This window comes from Streptococcus devriesei DSM 19639, assembly GCF_000423725.1.
In the GTDB taxonomy this organism is placed as follows: domain Bacteria; phylum Bacillota; class Bacilli; order Lactobacillales; family Streptococcaceae; genus Streptococcus; species Streptococcus devriesei.
Window position 1 is genome coordinate 579,409 of the sequence record NZ_KE384084.1, and the last position, 18,901, is coordinate 598,309.

At 41.9% G+C, this 18,901-nt stretch carries 16 protein-coding genes; 5 read left to right on the forward strand and 11 right to left on the reverse strand.

What is annotated here, in order from left to right:
- Positions 1-42: 42 nt before the first annotated feature.
- The 6 genes from lacD to G573_RS0108955 all read right to left on the reverse strand — a co-directional run bounded on the left by lacD (position 43) and on the right by G573_RS0108955 (position 6,539).
- Positions 43-972: a tagatose-bisphosphate aldolase gene (lacD, locus tag G573_RS0108930; protein ID WP_027976407.1), complete on the reverse strand. Its 930-nt coding sequence runs from the start codon at positions 970-972 to the stop codon at positions 43-45.
- Positions 972-2,009 carry a galactitol-1-phosphate 5-dehydrogenase gene (locus G573_RS0108935; RefSeq protein WP_027976408.1) on the reverse strand — a complete coding sequence of 346 codons (1,038 nt, stop codon included), beginning with the start codon at positions 2,007-2,009 and terminating at the stop codon, positions 972-974. The genes lacD and G573_RS0108935 overlap by 1 nt, the downstream gene beginning before the upstream one ends.
- A gap of 34 nt (positions 2,010-2,043) precedes the next feature.
- Positions 2,044-3,387, reverse strand: a complete 1,344-nt coding sequence (locus tag G573_RS0108940; RefSeq protein WP_027976409.1) for a PTS galactitol transporter subunit IIC — start codon at positions 3,385-3,387, stop codon at positions 2,044-2,046.
- A 34-nt stretch (positions 3,388-3,421) separates the two neighbouring features.
- Positions 3,422-3,700, reverse strand: coding sequence for a PTS galactitol transporter subunit IIB (gene gatB / locus G573_RS0108945; RefSeq protein ID WP_245543147.1), 279 nt, complete (start codon positions 3,698-3,700; stop codon positions 3,422-3,424).
- Between the two features lie 307 nt (positions 3,701-4,007).
- The gene (locus tag G573_RS0108950) at positions 4,008-4,466 is read right to left on the reverse strand and encodes a PTS sugar transporter subunit IIA (protein ID WP_027976411.1); all 459 of its coding nucleotides are present in this window, start codon (positions 4,464-4,466) and stop codon (positions 4,008-4,010) included.
- A 6-nt stretch (positions 4,467-4,472) separates the two neighbouring features.
- Complete coding sequence (locus G573_RS0108955) at positions 4,473-6,539, reverse strand: BglG family transcription antiterminator (RefSeq protein ID WP_027976412.1); 2,067 nt, start codon at positions 6,537-6,539, stop codon at positions 4,473-4,475.
- A gap of 235 nt (positions 6,540-6,774) precedes the next feature.
- On the opposite strand from G573_RS0108955, the gene G573_RS0108965 reads away from it, so the two are divergent.
- The gene (locus G573_RS0108965) at positions 6,775-7,632 is read left to right on the forward strand and encodes a metallophosphoesterase (RefSeq protein ID WP_027976414.1); all 858 of its coding nucleotides are present in this window, start codon (positions 6,775-6,777) and stop codon (positions 7,630-7,632) included.
- Between the two features lie 112 nt (positions 7,633-7,744).
- On the opposite strand, the gene G573_RS0108970 is transcribed toward G573_RS0108965, so the two are convergent.
- From G573_RS0108970 to G573_RS0108985, 4 genes are all read right to left on the reverse strand, one after another.
- Positions 7,745-8,476: a glycerophosphodiester phosphodiesterase gene (locus tag G573_RS0108970; protein WP_027976415.1), complete on the reverse strand. Its 732-nt coding sequence runs from the start codon at positions 8,474-8,476 to the stop codon at positions 7,745-7,747.
- A gap of 167 nt (positions 8,477-8,643) precedes the next feature.
- A complete protein-coding gene (locus G573_RS0108975) occupies positions 8,644-11,325 on the reverse strand; it encodes a cation-translocating P-type ATPase (RefSeq protein ID WP_027976416.1) in 2,682 nt (893 codons plus the stop codon).
- 319 nt (positions 11,326-11,644) lie between these two features.
- The gene (locus G573_RS0108980; RefSeq protein WP_027976417.1) at positions 11,645-12,037 is read right to left on the reverse strand and encodes a YwiB family protein; all 393 of its coding nucleotides are present in this window, start codon (positions 12,035-12,037) and stop codon (positions 11,645-11,647) included.
- Between the two features lie 45 nt (positions 12,038-12,082).
- Complete coding sequence (locus G573_RS0108985; RefSeq protein WP_027976418.1) at positions 12,083-12,961, reverse strand: TSUP family transporter; 879 nt, start codon at positions 12,959-12,961, stop codon at positions 12,083-12,085.
- A 109-nt stretch (positions 12,962-13,070) separates the two neighbouring features.
- Here G573_RS0108985 and G573_RS0108990 point away from each other — a divergent pair, with 109 nt between their 5' ends.
- The 4 genes from G573_RS0108990 (at position 13,071) to G573_RS0109005 (ending at position 17,808) form a co-directional block, all read left to right on the forward strand.
- On the forward strand, positions 13,071-14,381 hold the full coding sequence (locus tag G573_RS0108990; RefSeq protein ID WP_027976419.1) for an HD domain-containing protein: 1,311 nt from the start codon (positions 13,071-13,073) through the stop codon (positions 14,379-14,381).
- 171 nt (positions 14,382-14,552) lie between these two features.
- On the forward strand, positions 14,553-15,362 hold the full coding sequence (gene yidA / locus G573_RS0108995; RefSeq protein WP_027976420.1) for a sugar-phosphatase: 810 nt from the start codon (positions 14,553-14,555) through the stop codon (positions 15,360-15,362).
- Positions 15,362-16,576, forward strand: coding sequence for an aminoacyltransferase (locus G573_RS0109000; RefSeq protein ID WP_027976421.1), 1,215 nt, complete (start codon positions 15,362-15,364; stop codon positions 16,574-16,576). The genes yidA and G573_RS0109000 overlap by 1 nt, the downstream gene beginning before the upstream one ends.
- On the forward strand, positions 16,576-17,808 hold the full coding sequence (locus tag G573_RS0109005) for an aminoacyltransferase (protein ID WP_027976422.1): 1,233 nt from the start codon (positions 16,576-16,578) through the stop codon (positions 17,806-17,808). The genes G573_RS0109000 and G573_RS0109005 overlap by 1 nt, the downstream gene beginning before the upstream one ends.
- 149 nt (positions 17,809-17,957) lie before the next feature.
- On the opposite strand, the gene tpiA is transcribed toward G573_RS0109005, so the two are convergent.
- Complete coding sequence (gene tpiA, locus G573_RS0109010; RefSeq protein WP_027976423.1) at positions 17,958-18,716, reverse strand: triose-phosphate isomerase; 759 nt, start codon at positions 18,714-18,716, stop codon at positions 17,958-17,960.
- Between the last annotated feature and the right edge of the window lie 185 nt (positions 18,717-18,901).

An 18,901-nucleotide genomic window follows, 5' to 3' on the forward strand; every position in this document is an offset into this window, starting at 1 on the left:
TTAATAAAGAGAGCCCAGCTCATAAAAAGCCAGGCTGCTTGTCTATTTTATGGGTGTCGCTAGATTCTCAACTAAATGTGCCAACTCAGTAATATTTGACTTGCCTCTTGTTTGAAGCCAATCGGCAGCCTTATCACTTCCGGCTTCTTTATAGACTGCTGCTGCACCTGCCCAGGTTGCACGCCCGCAGAGAACACCATTAAAAGTTGAACCGCTCTCTTTAGCAAAACGAAGAGTGTCACGAAACATCTGAGCACTAACGCCGGCGCTTAGGAAGATAAAAGGAAGATCAGTCGCCTCAGCCTGTTCTTTATAAAATGCTGCCGCTTCTTTTTTAGTATAGACCGCATCAGCTCCAAAGCCTTCAACAAAATTCATATCTACCGGAACTTCAACCTTTAGAACAGATATATTATAGCGCGGATCTGCATAGACTTTCATGGCTTCAATCACCTTATGAGGCTTGATTTTAGCGTATTCTTTTTTATCAGAAATGTCGTCATCATAGGTGACAATTTCAAGAAAAAGCGGCAGATCTTCTGCGGCACACTCAGATCCTACACGTTCGACAAAGGCCTTTTTCTGATCATTAATAACTTCATTTTCATCAACATCCACATAAACTAAAAGCTTCACGGCATCAGCTCCTTGTTCTTTGAGGCGTTTAACACTTTCATTGTCAATCAGATCCGGCAGGCGGCCCGGTGCTGCTGCATCATAGCCTGTTTTTTCATAGGCCATAAGAAGACCGCACATCTTATCTTTTTTGGCAGCAGCAGGCAGACCAAACTCCGGATCAAGTAAAATGGAACTGGCATAAGGCGTCAGATTTTCTGATACCAAAATTTTAAAAGTCTCTAATGCTTCTTGAGAAGCATCTTCACCGAGCATCCGGCGAAGAGCACCTCGCTGATCAATAGCCAGAGCCGAAATGACACCGCTTGAAGTTGTTAGCTTTTTCAAGTCGCTCATTAATTTCCCCCCTTTACTGTAATAAAAATTTTTCCATCAATTTTGTGTTCACGGTAATCTGCAAAGATCTCAGGGAAAGTTTCAAGACTGACTTCTGCTGCAATCAAAGGATTAATCTTGATAGCCTCCTTTTGAAAGAGCTCTACGGCTTCAGTCCATTCCTCACCGGGCCATGGAGCTGAATAGTTCATCCACGAACCACGCGCAGTCAATTCTTTACGGTTAATCAATTCAAAAGTCTGAAAATCAATCGTCAGATCCTTGTGCGGTGTTCCAATATATAAAATATTGCCTTTCTTGGCAGCTAACTTATTGACAATATAATAGCTTTGATTAGCCCCAGACGTTTCAATAACAAAGTCAAATTGATTATAGGCAGCTTCTAATTCTTCCTTATTGCGGGTATTGACAATAGCCTTAGCACCTAGCTGCCGCGATAAAGCAAGTTTATCATCACTAATGTCAAAGGCTGTTACATCATAGCCGTAACTCACCAAGACCTGAAGAGCTAAAAGTCCGATACTGCCCATACCAATGAGAGCTGCTTTTTTGACCATTAAATCTTTAAGGCCGGCAACTTTAAAGCCATGGAGACTGACAGTCAATGGTTCAATAAAAGCCGCTGTGCGAAGGTCAATATTTTCTGGAATAGGCACGAGGTTTTCTTCCGGAATAACAGTATACTCCTGTAAGCCGCCGTTTTCGCGAGAACCAATAAAACCATAGTTTTCACTCAGAGAATAATTGCCTTTTTTGCTTTGTTCATCTTCAAAATCCGGTTTCAAAGGAATAATTGCTACTTTGTCGCCTGCACGGTAATTAGCAGAATTGCTCGCTTCCACAATACCTGAAAATTCATGAGTCAAAATAATCGGATAAAATTTAGCTTGATTTTCAAAGAAACGAACATAGTCTGATCCGCAAATACCCGTATAGGCAACTCTTACTAAGACGTCTCCTTTGTTTTTAAGGATTGGTTTATCAATGTCTTGTATCTCAATCTTATTGTTCTCCACCAAAACTGCTGCCTTCATCATCAATCATCTTCTTTCCATTAATCTTTTGTACGTTTTACTTACTTTCTCTAGCTTTTTGTAATTTTTTAAAGCGAGCCCAGGTCATATACAGTCCGATTGCATAAATCACAGCAATGATGGCAAATCCCAAAGCATTTGTCATGTGGAACAGCTGCGTAAAGATGTAAGTAATCGGTGAGCCTCCTTGGTCAAGCGCTGCAACTTTACCGCCTGAATCAGATAGGGTCCCTGTCGTTTGTGCCAGCTTAGTTGTCAGACCAACAGACTGATTCGCAATCCAAACGGTAATATACATAATAACCGAGCCAGAAATTAAGGTTCTAAACAAATTCCCATGATGCACCGCAACCCCCATGGCAATAAAGAAACCAATGGTTGCCAAGTCCCCAAATGGCAAAACTTGGTTGCCCGGTACAAGAAGCGCGATAACGATGCTGAGCGGAATAAAAATCAAACCTGCAGAAACCACGGTAGGATCACCAAGCAAAATCGCCGGATCCAAGCCGATAAGAAATTCACTGCCCTTAAACCGTTTGGAAAGTCTTTCCTTGACAACTTCTGAAATGGGCATCAAGCCTTCCATAATTGGTTTGATAACCTTAGGCATCAATGAAATGACAGCAGCAACTTTGATCGCCAACTGAAGGATGGCCTTAACATCATAGCCGGCTAAAATCCCAATAATGATACCTAGGAAAAAGGCTACAATAACGGGCTGTCCAAAGATTCCCAAACGTTTTTCAATTTTGTCACTGTCAATAGTAATCTTATTAAGTCCCGGAATTTTACTGATTAAGGCATCCACCATCACTGCAAATGGTGCCATATAAGCCGATGTTCCGTGCGGTACCGCAATACCTTCCAGTCCAAAATACTCTTCAGTATCATAGCGGAACCAGTCACCAAATTTATAAGCAAGGGCAGCGTGAACAATAACACCAAGAATCCCAATCCAATAGTTACCCGTCGCTACATAGGCAATAGCTCCGGTAAAAGTCATGTGCCATACATTCCAGATATCAACATTGACCACACGAGTCATCTTTAAAAGCAGCATGACAATATTGACTAAAATGGCAATTGGAATAGCAATTAAAGCAATCTTACTTGCCCAGGTAATTGGTGACATACCCGGCCAGCCGACGTCTACAACCTTGAGACTTAATCCGAAATTTTCAGCCATTGCTTTAGCTGCAGGACCAATGCTGGCTTGCATAAAGTCAACGATAATACCTATACCGACAAAACCTATCCCAATTGAAATGGCAGAATAAAAAGCTTTGCCGACTTTAATTCCAAAACAAACGGCGATGATAAAAATAACCAGCGGCAGCATGACAGATGCCCCTAAGTCAATAATGTATTGTAAAAATGCCATGAGTTAACCCTCTTTCTTTTAAAACGCTTACATTTTACTGTAAATAGTTCAAGATATCCTCTTCCAGCTTTTCCTCGTTGATACCCGAAATAAAGCCCATAACGGTTAAAACCGGAATGTCTCCATAGGTCTTCTTAACACGCATGGTGGTGCAAATCAGGTCTGTTCCCGACAAATGCGATTCAATTTCACTGATGCGGCACTGCACCAAGTCAAGATCAATGCCGTTCTTATCGCAAAGTTCTTTAATTCTGTTTGCTGCCACTGTTGAGGTTGCGACAGCTCCGCCGCAGGCTACAATAACTTTTTTCATGATGCTTCTCCTTTATTTAAGATATTAAGGGCGTTAAGAAAGCGAGAAGAAAATAGGAGCCTAACGCTGTGCGCTGGCGCACAAGGCAGGCTGTCTTTTTCTCGACGCTTTTAGCCCGTGTTCAGTTACATAAGATACAAAGAGCTTAGGCGAGCAAAGGCAAAATAGCAGGTTCGACGAAGTGTCACAGGACTCTAGGAGAAGCTGTCTTTTTGGCACAGCTCGCAGCTCGTGTTCAGTTACATAAGATACTAAGGGCGTTTCAAGTCCCTATAAAAATAGGAAACTGACGCCGTATCATCCATTATTATTGTTTGTTGATAAATTGCTGTAGTGTTTTTACGATATCCGTTTTATCTGTCGCAGTCAGCAGATAATTAAGCAGCTCCTCACTCTGGAACAATTTCATCAGCTTAGTCAAAAAAATGACCTGATTTTTAGGATTTTTAACAACAATATTGAAAATCAGCCGTGTTTTGACCTCTTCATCAGGGTCAACCATGTGCCGAAAGGTTACCTCGTTTTTTAAGCGTATAAAGACCACCCCTTCTTTTTCAGCATATTTTGTTTCTGTATGCGGCATGGCAATATGAATACCCGCATGCGTCATCAATCCTGTCGCAAATTCTTTTTCTCTTTTCAAAATGGACGCAAGATAGCCTTCCTGTACATAGCCCAGGCGTCTTAATTGATTGAAACTAAAGGTCAGCACTTCTGTACTTGTTGCCAATGACTCATCAAGAAAGATAAGATCTTCTGTAAACATATACTATTACCTCCTTAACTCCAGCAGTCTTTCCCTTTCATAAATGAGATTATGGATTTCTTGTGCTGTATGGCAAGAATCCATTTTTTCTCTAAAGTCTTTATCCTTTAAAAGATTAAAAAGGTTGAAAATTGCCCTGAGATGCTTACGTCTGTCAGTAATAGACAGCATACAGACATATTTGACCGGCATAGTAGCAATATCTCTGGGATTATCATGCTCCTCGTCATCAAAATAAATAGTATTTTTAAGCCTTATCAAACTCATTGAAGTCTTCTTGTTATAATCTCCAAACGGTGCATGGGGAAAGGCAAAGCCCGGTGAAATAACCACATAAGGGCCGTTCTCCTTGATATTGCTGATAACTACTTTTAAATAGTCCTCAGTAATATCCCCTCTGGCGATCAACTGCTCACCTACCTTGTAGATAGAATCCTGCCAGTCAACCACTTCGACATCCAGCTCAATGCGATCAGGTGTTAAAAATTCATAAAGTGCTGTGTCAGACTTCATTGCTGTATGGCTGATATGTGTGAAAATCTTAGCTTTAATCCGTCTTTTCAACTCTTGTTTATCTTTAAAGGGACTGTCAACCTCTTCTGCCACCATTTGATAGATCTGTGAAGCAGTTTCTTTGTCAAAAGTCAGCTGACTGAATTCCTTGTCTTTCACAATACGGTTAATATGATTGGCAATCAAAAGATAATCTTCATCAGAAATATAAGGGGAAATTTGAATATAGGCCTTGTTGGGAACTGGCGTTGTCGTTAAGATCAGGTCATATTTGCCTTGAATCGTATCATCAATAGAATAAATGTCTAAGCTAAATGAAAACTGATTTAACAGCTTGCTTTCAATAAAGAAGGCTTCTGTTGCCTTTTGCTCAGTAAGAACAGCGACCCTTAAATTGCTGCCAAGCCGTTTTTTACGCTCAATAGCTGCATAAACATAGATGATAATATAATCAATTTCAACCGGGGACGCCTTACGCCCAACATTTTTTTCAATGATATAAAGATTATCTAAAATAACCTGTTTGATTCTTGGGTTGCTTTTAATAACATCACTGATATCTAAAGGATCACCCTCTATTATTTCCTTGCGCATCATTCTCAGCAAATGTGCTGAGAAATTTTCATAAAAAATATAATCGTCCTTAAAATCAATCTGCAAATCCTTAGATATTTTTTCAATAAAAGCCATGGCAATCACTTGAATGCTGAGGGTTTCCTTATTGATCTCTGCATCGAGTATCTGATGAGGTGTCCCTTCTAAAATCTGATTGAAAATAAAGGCAATATCTTTTGCATCCAAATAAGGATAGCGGTACTCCGATAAAAGCTTTTGAAATACCTCAAGCAGACGGGCCGGACAAGAAAAGTCCGCTGTCAGAGTAAATCCCTTATAATGCCGGTAGCTGCAAATAATAGAATAGGTTAAGAGACTGTTGAGATTTTTCTCGGACAGCTTCAGCTGCTCACGGCTGACCGTTACAATTTTTTGCAAAAGAGGAAGATTGATCTCCTGATAATAGCCTTCTTCAAAAATGACAGGTTCTAAAGTTGTAAAATTATCCTGACTGATAACACTGTAAATAAACGAGCGGCTGTCTTCCTCCTTGGCGTCAACTTTATATCCCTTGTTGGCCTTGGAAATAATTTCTAAATGATGTTTAGAGGCTAACTTTCGCATAGACTTGACATCATTGACTATGGTTGATCGGCTGGCAAGCAGCTTTTCAGATAATTGGCTTAGCGTCACATAACCATGACTTCCTAACAAAATAAGTAAGCAAATCAAACTTCTTTCATTGCTGCTGAATTTATACTCATAAACATCAAACTTATTGATATCATCGCAAATACGTTTTTTACTAACATCCAGATGCAACGTTATTTGCTTATTTTTAACGGTGACATTTCCAAATGATAAATTTCGCAGATAGTCATTCAAACTGGCAATATCATTTCTGATTGTCCGCTCTGAAACATCATGCATTTCAGATAATTCTTGCAGTGAACTATGATTCTTATCAATGAGAAAATGTAAAATTTCCTTGCTTCTTTGATTCATCCTGTAAGCGCCTCCTTTCTCTATAGTCTATTGTAGAACGCCTCTTGCAAAAACAAAATAACAAAGTCTTTCATCTCTTGGGAAATTTTTTGTATCAAACAATTTCTTGCAAGAATTTCTGCAATCGTGACTATTTTTGTTGGAATCATAGTATCTTCGTTATCATTCTTGCAAAAAGCTGCCATCTCAATCTTTCTGTCCCTCTCTTTCTGGAAAATCATGGTACAATACTCTTATGACAAAACTTGCTATTATGAGCGATCTCCATATTGATCTCAATCATTTTGGAGCTTTTGAGATAGAAACTCTGAAACAATTGCTGCAGGCACAGCATATTGACCATCTTCATCTGGCAGGAGATATTTCCAATCATTTTTACAGCCACACCCTTCCTTTTATTGACGAATTGCAGAAGGATCTGACAGTCACCTACAATCTGGGCAATCATGACATGCTGGATTTAGATGAGCGCCGCATTCAAGCCTTTGATTTCCAGACGCATCAGGTAGGTGAGGCGTCTTTGCTGGCTCTTCACGCTTGGTATGATTATTCCTTTTCTGCCCAAGATCCTGCTAAAATCGAACGTCTGAAAAAAATCTTTTGGTTCGACCGGCGCTTGCAGCGTTTAAAAAACGACCCCGCTATTGCTCAGGAATCATTGACAAAGCTGAATCAAACCTTGACTTCTTTACAAGATCAAAAGCTGATTGTTGCCATGCATTTTGTTCCTCATCAGCATTTTATTATGACGCATCCGCGCTTTGCACCGTTTAATGCTTTTTTGGGCAGCCAGAAATTCCATGACCTTTTTGTTCAGCACCAGATCAAGGACGTTACTTTTGGTCATGCTCACAGGAGCTTCGGCGATGTCTCTCTCGATGGTGTCACTTACCATTCAAGGCCTCTCGGCTATATCCGGGAATGGGATTTGACCATTGATTTTGTCAATCAGCACCCTGAATACAATCCCAGCGGCAGCTGGAATCTCAGCAAACGCTACAACGCAGTCAAGCATCTGCCAGCTTTTCAAGAGTATAAAAACAAACACTTGGCTGAAGAATTTCTTCATTCCATGACTATATTTGAACTTTAAAACCGATAGCAGCCAAATTGTCTGATTAAGGCACCTGCAGTTACCAAAAAGAAGCTGAGGCATTAAGATGTCTCAGCTTCTTTTTTTAATTTGTCTTAGCTGTTATCTTTTTTCACATTGACAGGGATTTTCTGACTTTAACTGCTTCTTCCGGCTTATCAGTGATGATGCCCCTGACATTAGCCAAATAAGCCTTTTTCATATCACTGCTTTTATTGACAGTCCAGAGCCTGAGCGGTTTTTGTGTTCCCTTTTGGGGCTTACTGCCCAAAAAGAAGGATCGGTGGCAGTGCACAGTCTCAATAAACTTTAAATGCCTGCCCAGCCAGTAATAAAAAGGTTTCAGTTTTACCAAAAAAGCTCGTTCAGCCTTGGGATCGTGCTTTTTCATTAAAAACAGGCTAAAAAAGTTGAAACTGGAATACATGTGGGAAAAAGAACGTTTTTTAGCAAGCATCAACTCCGCAATCTGCTTTTCAATTTTAGGATAAGGATACCTGTTAGTTTTCAGCTCGATATTTAAAACACCTGTAAAATGCTGCTCCTCTAAAAATTGTAAAACCTCTTCCAGAGTTGCTATCTTCTCACGAAAATAAGACGGATGAAACCAAGATCCGGCATCAAACATTTTAATTTGCTGCAACGTTAAATGCCGCACAAGGCCAAAGCCGTTTGTGGTACGGTTAACCGTTTCATCATGAATAACAACCAGCTGATTATCTTTGGTTCGGTGAACATCGAGTTCAATACCGTCGCTGCCGACATGCACCGCCTCAGCAAAAGCAGCCAGAGTGTTTTCCGGACGGTTGGATTTACTTCCTCTATGAGCAAAAATTTGAGTCATTGCTTTCTTTCTAAATTACATAAAAGTATCCCTATTTTACCATAAATTTTTGCCGAGAACACTTATTCAGCCTAAAAGTGATAGTCTGATTAGAATTCTTTAAACTACGGCCAGATAAAAAGGAAAGCACTGCAGCTTTCCTTAAATGGACTTTAGACGCCCAACGTTTAAATAGCTTTTTGATCTTGTCCCAATGCCCGCTGAACAGCTTTGACTATTTCAACAATAACCAGCATGAGCAGGCTTCCGGTAATAACAGCCAGCCACTGAGTAACACTTAAATGTGCTACGTGGAAGAACTTATTGAAGCCCGGAACAACGATGGTAACCATGAGGATAATGAAGGCCAAAGGAATGGACCAGTTGAAGAGCTTATTGCGGAAAAGTCCGACCTTAAAGACAGACTGGTAAACAGACTTGACATTATAAGCATGAACAAGCTGGATTAAGCCCAAAGTAGCAAAGGCCATCGTTAAGGCATCTTCATGGATATCCCGCATGGCTGAATGTTCCGGATAAAGCAGAGACCATCCGTAGACACCAAGTACCAGCAAGGTTTGCAGGAGACCTTGATAAATAATGGCTCCCATAACGCCGCCTGAGAAGAAACTTGATTTGCGCCCGCGCGGCTTATGTTTCATGACACCGGGCTCAGCAGGTTCAACCCCAAGCGCAATAGCTGGCAGTGTATCAGTTACCAGATTAATCCACAGCAAGTGAACAGGTTCAAGTACATCCCAGCCAAACAGCGTAGCAAAGAAGATGGTGAAGACTTCGGCCATATTAGCTGACAGCAAGTATTGGATAGATTTTTGGATGTTGGAGAAGACCTTGCGACCTTCTTCCACAGCAACGATAATCGTTGCGAAGTTATCATCGGCAAGAACCATGTCAGAAGCACCTTTAGACACTTCCGTACCGGTAATTCCCATACCAATACCAATATCAGCTGTCTTCAGAGACGGCGCATCATTAACCCCGTCACCCGTCATGGCAACAACCTTGCCTTCATTTTGCCAAGCCTTGACAATACGAACCTTGTGTTCCGGCGAAACACGCGCATAAACAGAGTATTGCTTGAAGACCTTTTGGAAGTCCTCGTCAGAAATCTCATTGAGTTCTGCACCTGTAAATACATGGTCAACGCCGTCATCATCAATGATACCCAGACGTTTAGCAATTGCTTCTGCTGTATCTTGGTGATCTCCGGTAATCATAATCGGGCGAATGCCGGCTTCCTTGGCTACACGAACAGCGTCTGCAGCTTCCGGACGTTCCGGGTCAATCATTCCCACCAAACCTGCAAAAATCAGATTGTTTTCAACAATTTCTGTTTCCAAAGTCGGAATCTGATCATCGTACTTATAGGCCATCATGAGAACGCGGAGAGCTTGTTTAGCAAGCGATTTGTTGGTTGCAAGAATGGTCTTTTTGTCGTCTTCAGTAATTGGACGAACTGTTCCGTTTTCCTCAATCTGTGTGATGCGTTTAAGAAGCTGATCAGGCGCTCCTTTTACCGCAATGAGGTACTTGCTTTGATCTATTTTATGAATAGTTGACATCAGTTTGCGGTCAGAATCAAAGGGCAGTTCTGCCACACGCGGCTCAGCTTTGAGAACATCGCGAATATCAAAATTATGATCCAAACCGTACTGCACAAGAGCGGTTTCGGTAGGGTCGCCCAGTAATTTCCCATTGACATCGAGTTTGCTGTCATTGGCAAAATTCATGACCCGCAGTGCCATATTGTCAGTATCAATATCATCATTGGCATCGACCAGCTGACCGCTGTAGTAAAGCTTTTCAACAGTCATTTGGTTCATGGTCAGCGTACCGGTCTTATCTGAAGCAATGATTTCAGTTGATCCGAGAGTCTCAACGGCTGGGAGTTTACGCACAATAGACTTGCGTTTAGCCAGCGTCTGAGTGCCCAGAGAAAGCACAACAGTAACAATCGCCGGAAGGCCTTCAGGAATAGCCGCCACGGCCAAAGCAACCGCAGTCATCAAGCCCTTAAGAGGCGGTTCATGACGGACAAAGACACCGACAACAAAGGTAATAACTGCAATCGCCACAACCAAATAAGTCAAAACTTTGGAAAGCTGATTGAGGTTTTGTTTCAGCGGTGTGTCTGTTTCATCTGCATTTGCCAGCATACCTGCAATGTGACCAACTTCGGTATACATCCCAGTATTGGTAACTACACCCATACCACGGCCATAAGTCACATTGGAATTTTGATAGGCCATGTTTAAACGGTCACCAATTCCAGCATCTTCAGCAATTTCAACTGCCAAATCTTTTTCAACAGGAACAGATTCACCCGTTAGAGCTGCTTCTTCGATCTTCAGCGAAGCTGCTTCCAGCAGCCGCATATCAGCCGGTACAACATCTCCTGCTTCCAGCAGGACGACATCTCCGGGAACCAATTCTTTAGAATCAACCTCAGTCACATGCCCGTCACGGCGGACACGTGCCAAAGGACTGGACATTGATTTGAGAGCTTCAATAGCTGCCTCTGCCTGCCCTTCTTGATACACCCCAAAGGCTGCATTGAGGACAACAACGACAAGAATAATAACAGCATCTGTCAGACCCTCCATCCCTTCAGTGATTACTGAAAGCACAGCAGCCACAAGCAAAATGATAATCATTAAGTCTTTGAATTGGTCAAGGAACTTAGCGAATATTGAACGCTTTTCATCCTCATCCAATTCATTGTGGCCGTAGTCAGCCAGACGCTGTTTAGCCTCGGCAGTTGTCAGACCTTTTTTAGAGGTCTCCAAACTGGATAAGACAGCTTTTTCGTCTTGGACATAGAAAGCTTCTTTTCTTTGTTCTTTCGGCAAAATATTTCTCCTTCTCGGTCTTTAAAAGAAAAAGACCTGTTTATTTGATAAACAAGTCTCGCTATTTAATATGTTGCCGGAAAACAGTTTCGGATTGACGACAACATCACGGCAAAACCGCTAGCTACTCCCTTGATAACTTTCATTATACCATAAATAAAAGCCTTTTCAATATTTAAAAAAATAAAAACGTTTTATTTCAGCAGATTTAAGAAAGTCAAATCTTTTCATTTTTTAACACCTTCACCTGAAGTTGGGTTGTAAACAGCGTCTGCTTCTCTTTTTTCTCTCTAATAAATGAACTCAGAGCAGCGTTTTTCTAATACCATTTCAATTCCAGCTGATACTCAGCAAAAACGGCTTGCGACTCTGGGTCTTGATCTTTCAATACATAATCAATCCGGATAGACTGCTGGGTTTGATCCATTCTAAATAGACTGGTTTCTGTGACAAAGTGCTGAACTCCCATAGGAGTAGGCAGGCTGACCAGTGCCCTCTTGTCTTTATGAAAACGCATGACGGACTTAGGACTTGAAAAACGGGTCATGACAAGTTCTTCGTCACTGCACTTGATGATGACTTTTTCATCTTCTTCATTAACAAATACCAAGTAATGAAAGCCATTTTTTTCTGTCACATCAACAGGATAAGACTCTTCAATGACTTCAATGTCACCGTCCAAATCAATTTCATTTCGTAAATGAAGCTGCATACTGTCTCCTATCTTTTGACTTTCTTTCATTGCTTTTTTGCCAGCTTATCTTTTGATAATGGAAGAGCGCAGCAGGGTTCCCCCGGTAAACAGAGCAATGAAAATAACCAGAACCTTAAGATTATTAATATCTAAGCTGCTGAGGAAAAAGGCTGCGGTCAAAACGCCGAGAATTCCGCCTATAATAATTCCCAGTGTTCCCGGCCAATGCACGCGGTCAGACTTGATGAACTCTAAGGAACTGGCAGTCAGAATCATCGCCGCATCCAGCATCATCACCGGCAGAGCAATGGAAGGGTTGATTCCCATTAACGAAAAGAAAATCAGCTCGGGCGCATAGTTGCCAAGACCCATAGTCATCAGCATACCGATGACAAAGTCAAAGATAATCCCCACCAGAAGCCAGATACCTGTTAAACCGCGGACATCAGATGAGATGCCGGCTCCCGGATTAGTCAGCATCCGGTAGACCATCACCAAAGCCGCAATAATCAGCAGAATCCCCAGCACACGCTGTACCTGCCGGGTATTCCAGTTTTTGGTAATACGGCTGCCAACAAAGGCGCCGGTAAAGGAAGCTGCAGCCATACAGACCAACGTTGTAATATCGACCTTGACAATCGTTACAAAACAAAGTGCCTCTACCAAAACAGGGATCACATGAGCCGTTGACATGGTGGCTGGTATTTGTCGGTCGTCTTCGACTAATTTTGTTGCTTTAAACAGAGTTGTTGTCGTAGCAAAGGTACCGATTCCCAAAGTATCAAGAAGATCAGTCAGATAGCCAATCCAAAAGCCTGTTAAAAATTTCTCTTTTAAATTAATTCGATGTTTTTTGGCATGTAATAAAATAGTTCCCATAATTCCGATAATCAGGGTAAACAGGAGCAGCTGAATGACATGCAGTATTAAATTGTTTGTCATTCATTCATTATAATGCAAATTGAGAAATCCGTAAATACAAAAAGAAATTTTTTCTATTGCTGATACCCAGAAAACAGGCATTCTAAACAATTTTTGTTATAATGGAAGTATGAATGAAAAAGTATTTCGCGATCCTGTTCATAATTATATTCCTGTCGAAGACGAGGTCATTTATGATCTCATCAACAGCAAAGAATTTCAACGGCTGCGCCGCATCAAACAGCTCGGTTCTTCCAGCTTTACTTTCCACGGTGCCGAACACAGCCGTTTTTCGCATTGTCTGGGAGTTTATTATCTGGCCAGACGCGTCACGAATATTTTTGACAAGAAATATCCTGAGACCTGGGATAAGGGTGAATCGCTCTTGACCATGACGGCGGCCCTTCTTCATGATATTGGCCACGGGGCTTATTCGCATACCTTTGAAAGACTTTTTGACACCGATCACGAAGCCATTACCCAGCAGATTATATTGAGTCCGGAAACAGAAATCAACCATATTTTACGTGGTGTTTCCCTTGATTTTCCTGATAAGGTGGCCAGTGTTATCAACCACACCTACCCGAATAAACAGGTAGAGCAGCTGATTTCCAGTCAAATTGATGTTGACCGTATGGATTATTTACTGCGGGATTCCTACTTTACCGGTGCCAGTTACGGTGCCTTTGATTTGACCCGAATCCTGCGGGTTATCCGGCCGATGGAAAATGGTATTGCCTTTTCAAGAGACGGCATGCACGCTGTTGAAGATTACATCATCAGCCGTTACCAGATGTATATGCAGGTTTACTTTCATCCGGCCAGCCGAGCTATGGAAGTGCTGCTGCAAAATCTCCTCAAGCGCGCTAAATATCTCTATCCGAGAGAAAAAGAATTCTTTACTATCACATCGCCCCATCTCGTTCCTTTTTTTGAAAATACCGTTACTCTGGAGGACTACCTCAGCTTGGATGACGGCGTTATGAACACTTATTTTCAGACCTGGATGAACAGCGGTGATAAGATCTTGGCCGATCTGGCCGGCCGCTTTGTTAATCGCAAGGTCTTCAAATCCATTACTTTTGATGAGGACAAGCTGTCTGAACTGGATAAACTGAGAAACATTGTCCGCTCACTTGGTTTTGATCCCGATTACTACACTGCCGTCCACCTTAATTTTGATCTGCCTTATGATGTTTACAAGCCGGATGTCAAAAATCCACGGACCCAAATTGAAATGCTGCAGGAAGACGGATCCATTGCCGAGCTGTCAACGCTGTCTCCGCTTGTTCGTACCCTGTCGGGGACAATACACGGTGATCGGCGCTTCTATTTCCCAAAAGAGATGCTGATCAAAGATGATTTGTTTGCCGAAGCCAAAGAAACCTTTGCCAGCTACATCAAAAACAAGCACCTGACCATACCTGACAGACCAAACTAGCCGAAAGCTTTCGCTTCCCTTACACTTTGCTGCCAGTTTAAACAGATAAAGCCAGCGGTGTCTGTTTTTTCTTGTCCATCCTGAAGATTAATTCTTCTCATCAGCATGACAAAAAGCGTGATTTTTAGTAAGATAGTCTGTAGAAATTGTATTTAGAAATTAGGAAAACTTATGTCAATTAAATTAGTTGCTGTTGATATTGACGGCACCCTGCTTAATAACAAACAAGAAGTGACACCGGAGGTCTTTTCAGCCATTCAGGACGCTAAGAAAAAAGGGGTCAAAATTGTTATCGCTACCGGCCGTCCTATCGCCGGTGTCACAGGACTTTTAGAAGAACTCAATCTCAGAAACCAAGGCGATTACGTTATTACCTTTAACGGCGGTTTGGTACAGGATACGACTACAGGTGAGGTTTTGGTCAAAGAACCTCTGGCTTATGAGGACTATCTTGATATTGAGCTGCTCAGCCGTAAATTAGGCGTACACATGCATGCTATCACCAAAGAAGGCATCTATACAGCCAACCGCAATATCGGCAAATATACTGTCCGTGAGGCCAGCTTGGTCAATATGCCGGTCTATTACCGTACGCCTGAAGAGATGACTGACAAAGAAATTGTCAAAATCATGATGATTGATGAGCCTGATGTTTTAGCCGCAGCCATTGCCAAGATTCCGGCCAGCTTTTACCAGCATTATACCATCGTTAAATCACGTCCTTTTTACTTAGAATTTATGAATAAAAAGGTCAGCAAGGGAACTGCTGTCAATCAATTAGCACAAAAACTGGGGCTCAGCAAAGATGAAACCATGGCAATCGGTGATGAAGAAAATGACCGCCCCATGCTTGAAGCTGTTGGTAACCCTGTTGTTATGGAAAATGGTATCCCTGAACTTAAAAAAATAGCTAAGTATATCACTAAATCAAATAACGAAAGCGGCGTTGCCTACGCCCTTAGAGAGTGGGTTTTAAACTAATGTACACTTATAAAATCGGTATCCCGGCTGAAGAACATGACCGTTTTGTTCAGGAGAGCCCGCAGACTAACTTGCTGCAAAGTGCCAGCTGGGCCCATGTTAAAGATAACTGGAAAAGCGAGCGCATCGGTTTTTACGAAGACGGTAAACTTCTATCTGCTGCTGCTATCCTCATCAAGCCTTTGCCCATGGGCATGTCCATGCTTTACATCCCCCGCGGACCGATTATGGACTATGAGGACACGGCATTGCTGAGCTTTGTATTAAGCTCCCTGAAAAAATACGCTAAAACTAAGCGGGCTCTTTTTATCAAGTTTGATCCTTTTATTTTGCTGAATCATCATCCTGTTGATGAAGAGCCTGTCAGCAATCCTCAGGCTCAGGGTATTATCAAAAATCTTGAAAAACTGGGCTGTGAGTGGCTGGGACAGACAGCTGATATGGGAGAGACCATTCAGCCGCGCTTTCAGGCCAATATCTATGCCAAAGATTTTGCTGAGAGCAATCTGTCCAAAAAAATCCGCCAGTCTATTCGCACGGCCAAAAATAAAGGGGTTGCCATCCAGTTCGGCGATTATGACCTTTTGGAAGACTTTGCCTTTCTTATGAAAAAAACGGAAGACCGCAAAAGTATCCACCTCAGAGGAATTGACTACTATAAAAAGCTTCTGGACACCTACCCCAACCAGTCTTACATTACCTTAGCAACACTGGATCTAAAAGAGCGTCTAAACGAGCTGGAAGACCAAAAGAACAAGGCTGAGCAGACCCTAGCCAATTATGGTGACAAGGTTAAGCCCGGCAAGGTTGAAAATACCAAAAAAGAAATCGAGCGTTTAGCAGATGAGACAGCTTTCTTGAAAGAGCAATTAAAGGATGGTAAGGACAGGGTTCCGCTGTCCGGCACCCTGTCTCTTGAATTCGGCGGTACTTCTGAAAATGTCTATGCCGGCATGGATGAAACCTTCCGCCGCTATCAGGCAGCTATCTACACTTGGTTTTCAACTGCCCAGCATGCCTTTGAAAGAGGCAATGACTGGCAGAACATGGGCGGTATCGAAAACGACCTCTCCGGCGGACTGTACAGTTTCAAGTCAAAATTCAAACCTGAAATTGAGGAGTTTATCGGTGAGTTTAATTTACCGGTCAGTCCTCTCTATAAATTAGCTAATGCTGCCTATACACTGCGCAAAAAACGAAGGAGCAAGCACTGATGTCCTTACAAAGCATTTCAAAAGATGAATTTGCAGACCATATTCAACAAGCCCAGCAAAAATCGTTCATGCAGACCTTGGAAATGGCTGAGCTTCTTGCTAAAAGAGGCTATGATATTGACTATATCGCCTGGAAAGAGCAGGAAAACATTGAAATCTCTGCTATTTTATACAGCATGCCCATGACCGGCGGCCGTTATTTTGAAATTAACTGCGGTCCTGTCATCACTGCTCATGACCATCTGAGTGATTTTTACCGAGATTTAAAAGATTATGTCAAAAAAAGAGGTGCTTTAGAGTTCCTCATCAAACCCTATGATACCTATCAAAGTTTCGACAGCAACGGCCAGGCAACAGAAGCTGAGAAAAAAGAACTCATCACGCAACTAACTGACCTTGGCTATGATTTTGACGGACTTCAGACAGGCTATCCCGGCGGTGAAGGCAACTGGCACTATGTCAAAGATTTATCAGGTCTAAGTGAACAGACCCTCCTCAAATCCTTCAGCAAAAAGGGACGCCCCTTAGTCAAAAAAGCTAAGACTTTCGGTACCAAACTTCGAAAATTAAAGCGTGAGGAGCTCCACCTCTTTAAGGACATCACTTCTGCCACCTCTGATCGCCGCGACTACACAGATAAGGAGCTGAGCTACTATCAGGACTTCTATGACAGTTTTGGCGATCAGGCTGAATTCATGGTGGCCAGTCTTAATTTTCAAGACTACTTTGACCATCTCCAGCAAAGTCAAGATAAATTAGGAACCAAAATAGCTAAGCTCAAGGCTGACCTTGAAAAAAATCCTCACTCCGAGAAAAAGCACAATCAGCTGCGTGAATTCTCCAGTCAATTTGACACCTTCACAACCCGCAAAAAAGAAGCTCAGGAACTTCTTGATAAGTATGGCGATGAAGATGTTATTCTAGCCGGCAGCCTCTTTGTCTACACTCCTCAGGAAGCGGTCTACCTCTTTTCAGGATCTTATCCGGAATTTAATAAATTTTATGCTCCTGCACTTCTGCAGGAACACGTCATGCTGGAAGCTCTTAAACGCGGTATCACCTTCTATAACCTTTTAGGTATTATGGGAATTTTTGACGGTTCTGACGGTGTCCTGCGATTTAAACAGAATTTCAACGGCTACATCGTCCGTAAGATGGGAACTTTTCGCTACTATCCAAAACCGCTGAAATATAAGATCTTAAACACAATCAAAAAAATCTTAAGACGATAAAAAATGGAGCCAAGTACGCTCTTGAGAGGTGTACTTGACCCCATTTTTTTAAGTTTGATGAGAAAAAGCATCAGTGCAAAGTCCGCTTTTCTATATTAAAAAAACAGCTCCTTGAAGCTGTTTTTTAGATTAACGAATTTAATCAAAGCTTATTTTACAAAGTCAAGAAGAGCAAGGAAACTGTCAGCCTGCAGAGATGCACCGCCGACAAGAGCTCCGTCAACGTTTTCTTTTGCCATGTATTCTGCAACGTTTTCAGGTTTTACAGAACCGCCGTATTGGATACGAACAGCCTCAGCTACTTCTTTGCCGTAAAGTTTTTCGACAGTTGCACGAACAACACCGCAGATTTCATCAGCAATGTTAGCGTCAGCTGATTTACCAGTACCGATAGCCCAGATTGGTTCGTAAGCGATAACCAAGTTAGACACTTGCTCAGCAGTCAAATCTTTAAGGTCAGCTGTAATTTGACCTTCAATCCATTCAGCTGTCTTACCAGCTTCATAGGTTTCGAGAGACTCACCGCAGCAAAGGATTGGAGTCATGTTATGGTTGAAGATAGCATGAGCTTTTTTGTTGATTTCTTCATCTGTTTCATGGAAGTACTCACGGCGTTCTGAGTGACCGATGATAACATATTCTACACCGAGAGCTTCAAGAGCTGCCGGACTTGTTTCACCGGTGAAAGCACCGAAATCTTCCCAGTAGCAGTTTTGAGCAGCTACTTGCAATTCAGTGTCTCTGACACCTTTTTTCATCCCTTCAAGGAACAATGCAGGTGCACCGACAACGGTATCAACAAGCTCATTTGAAGGAATATTGTTTTTAACAGCATCAACAAATTCACGAGCTTCAGCAGCTGTCTTGTTCATTTTCCAGTTTCCGGCAATAATTGGTTTACGTGACATTTCACATACCTCTTCCATTTTTTATTTACATTGTCTATTTTACCATAAATTCAGGGTGATTGAAAGATTAAGAAAGTATTTTACAAAACTCTTGACTGCTGCTGTCTATTAAGAACACCAAAAAAAGAGTCTCCTACGAGACTCTTTTACAAGATAAGTTGTCTGACTTAAATTGTTATCTGGGA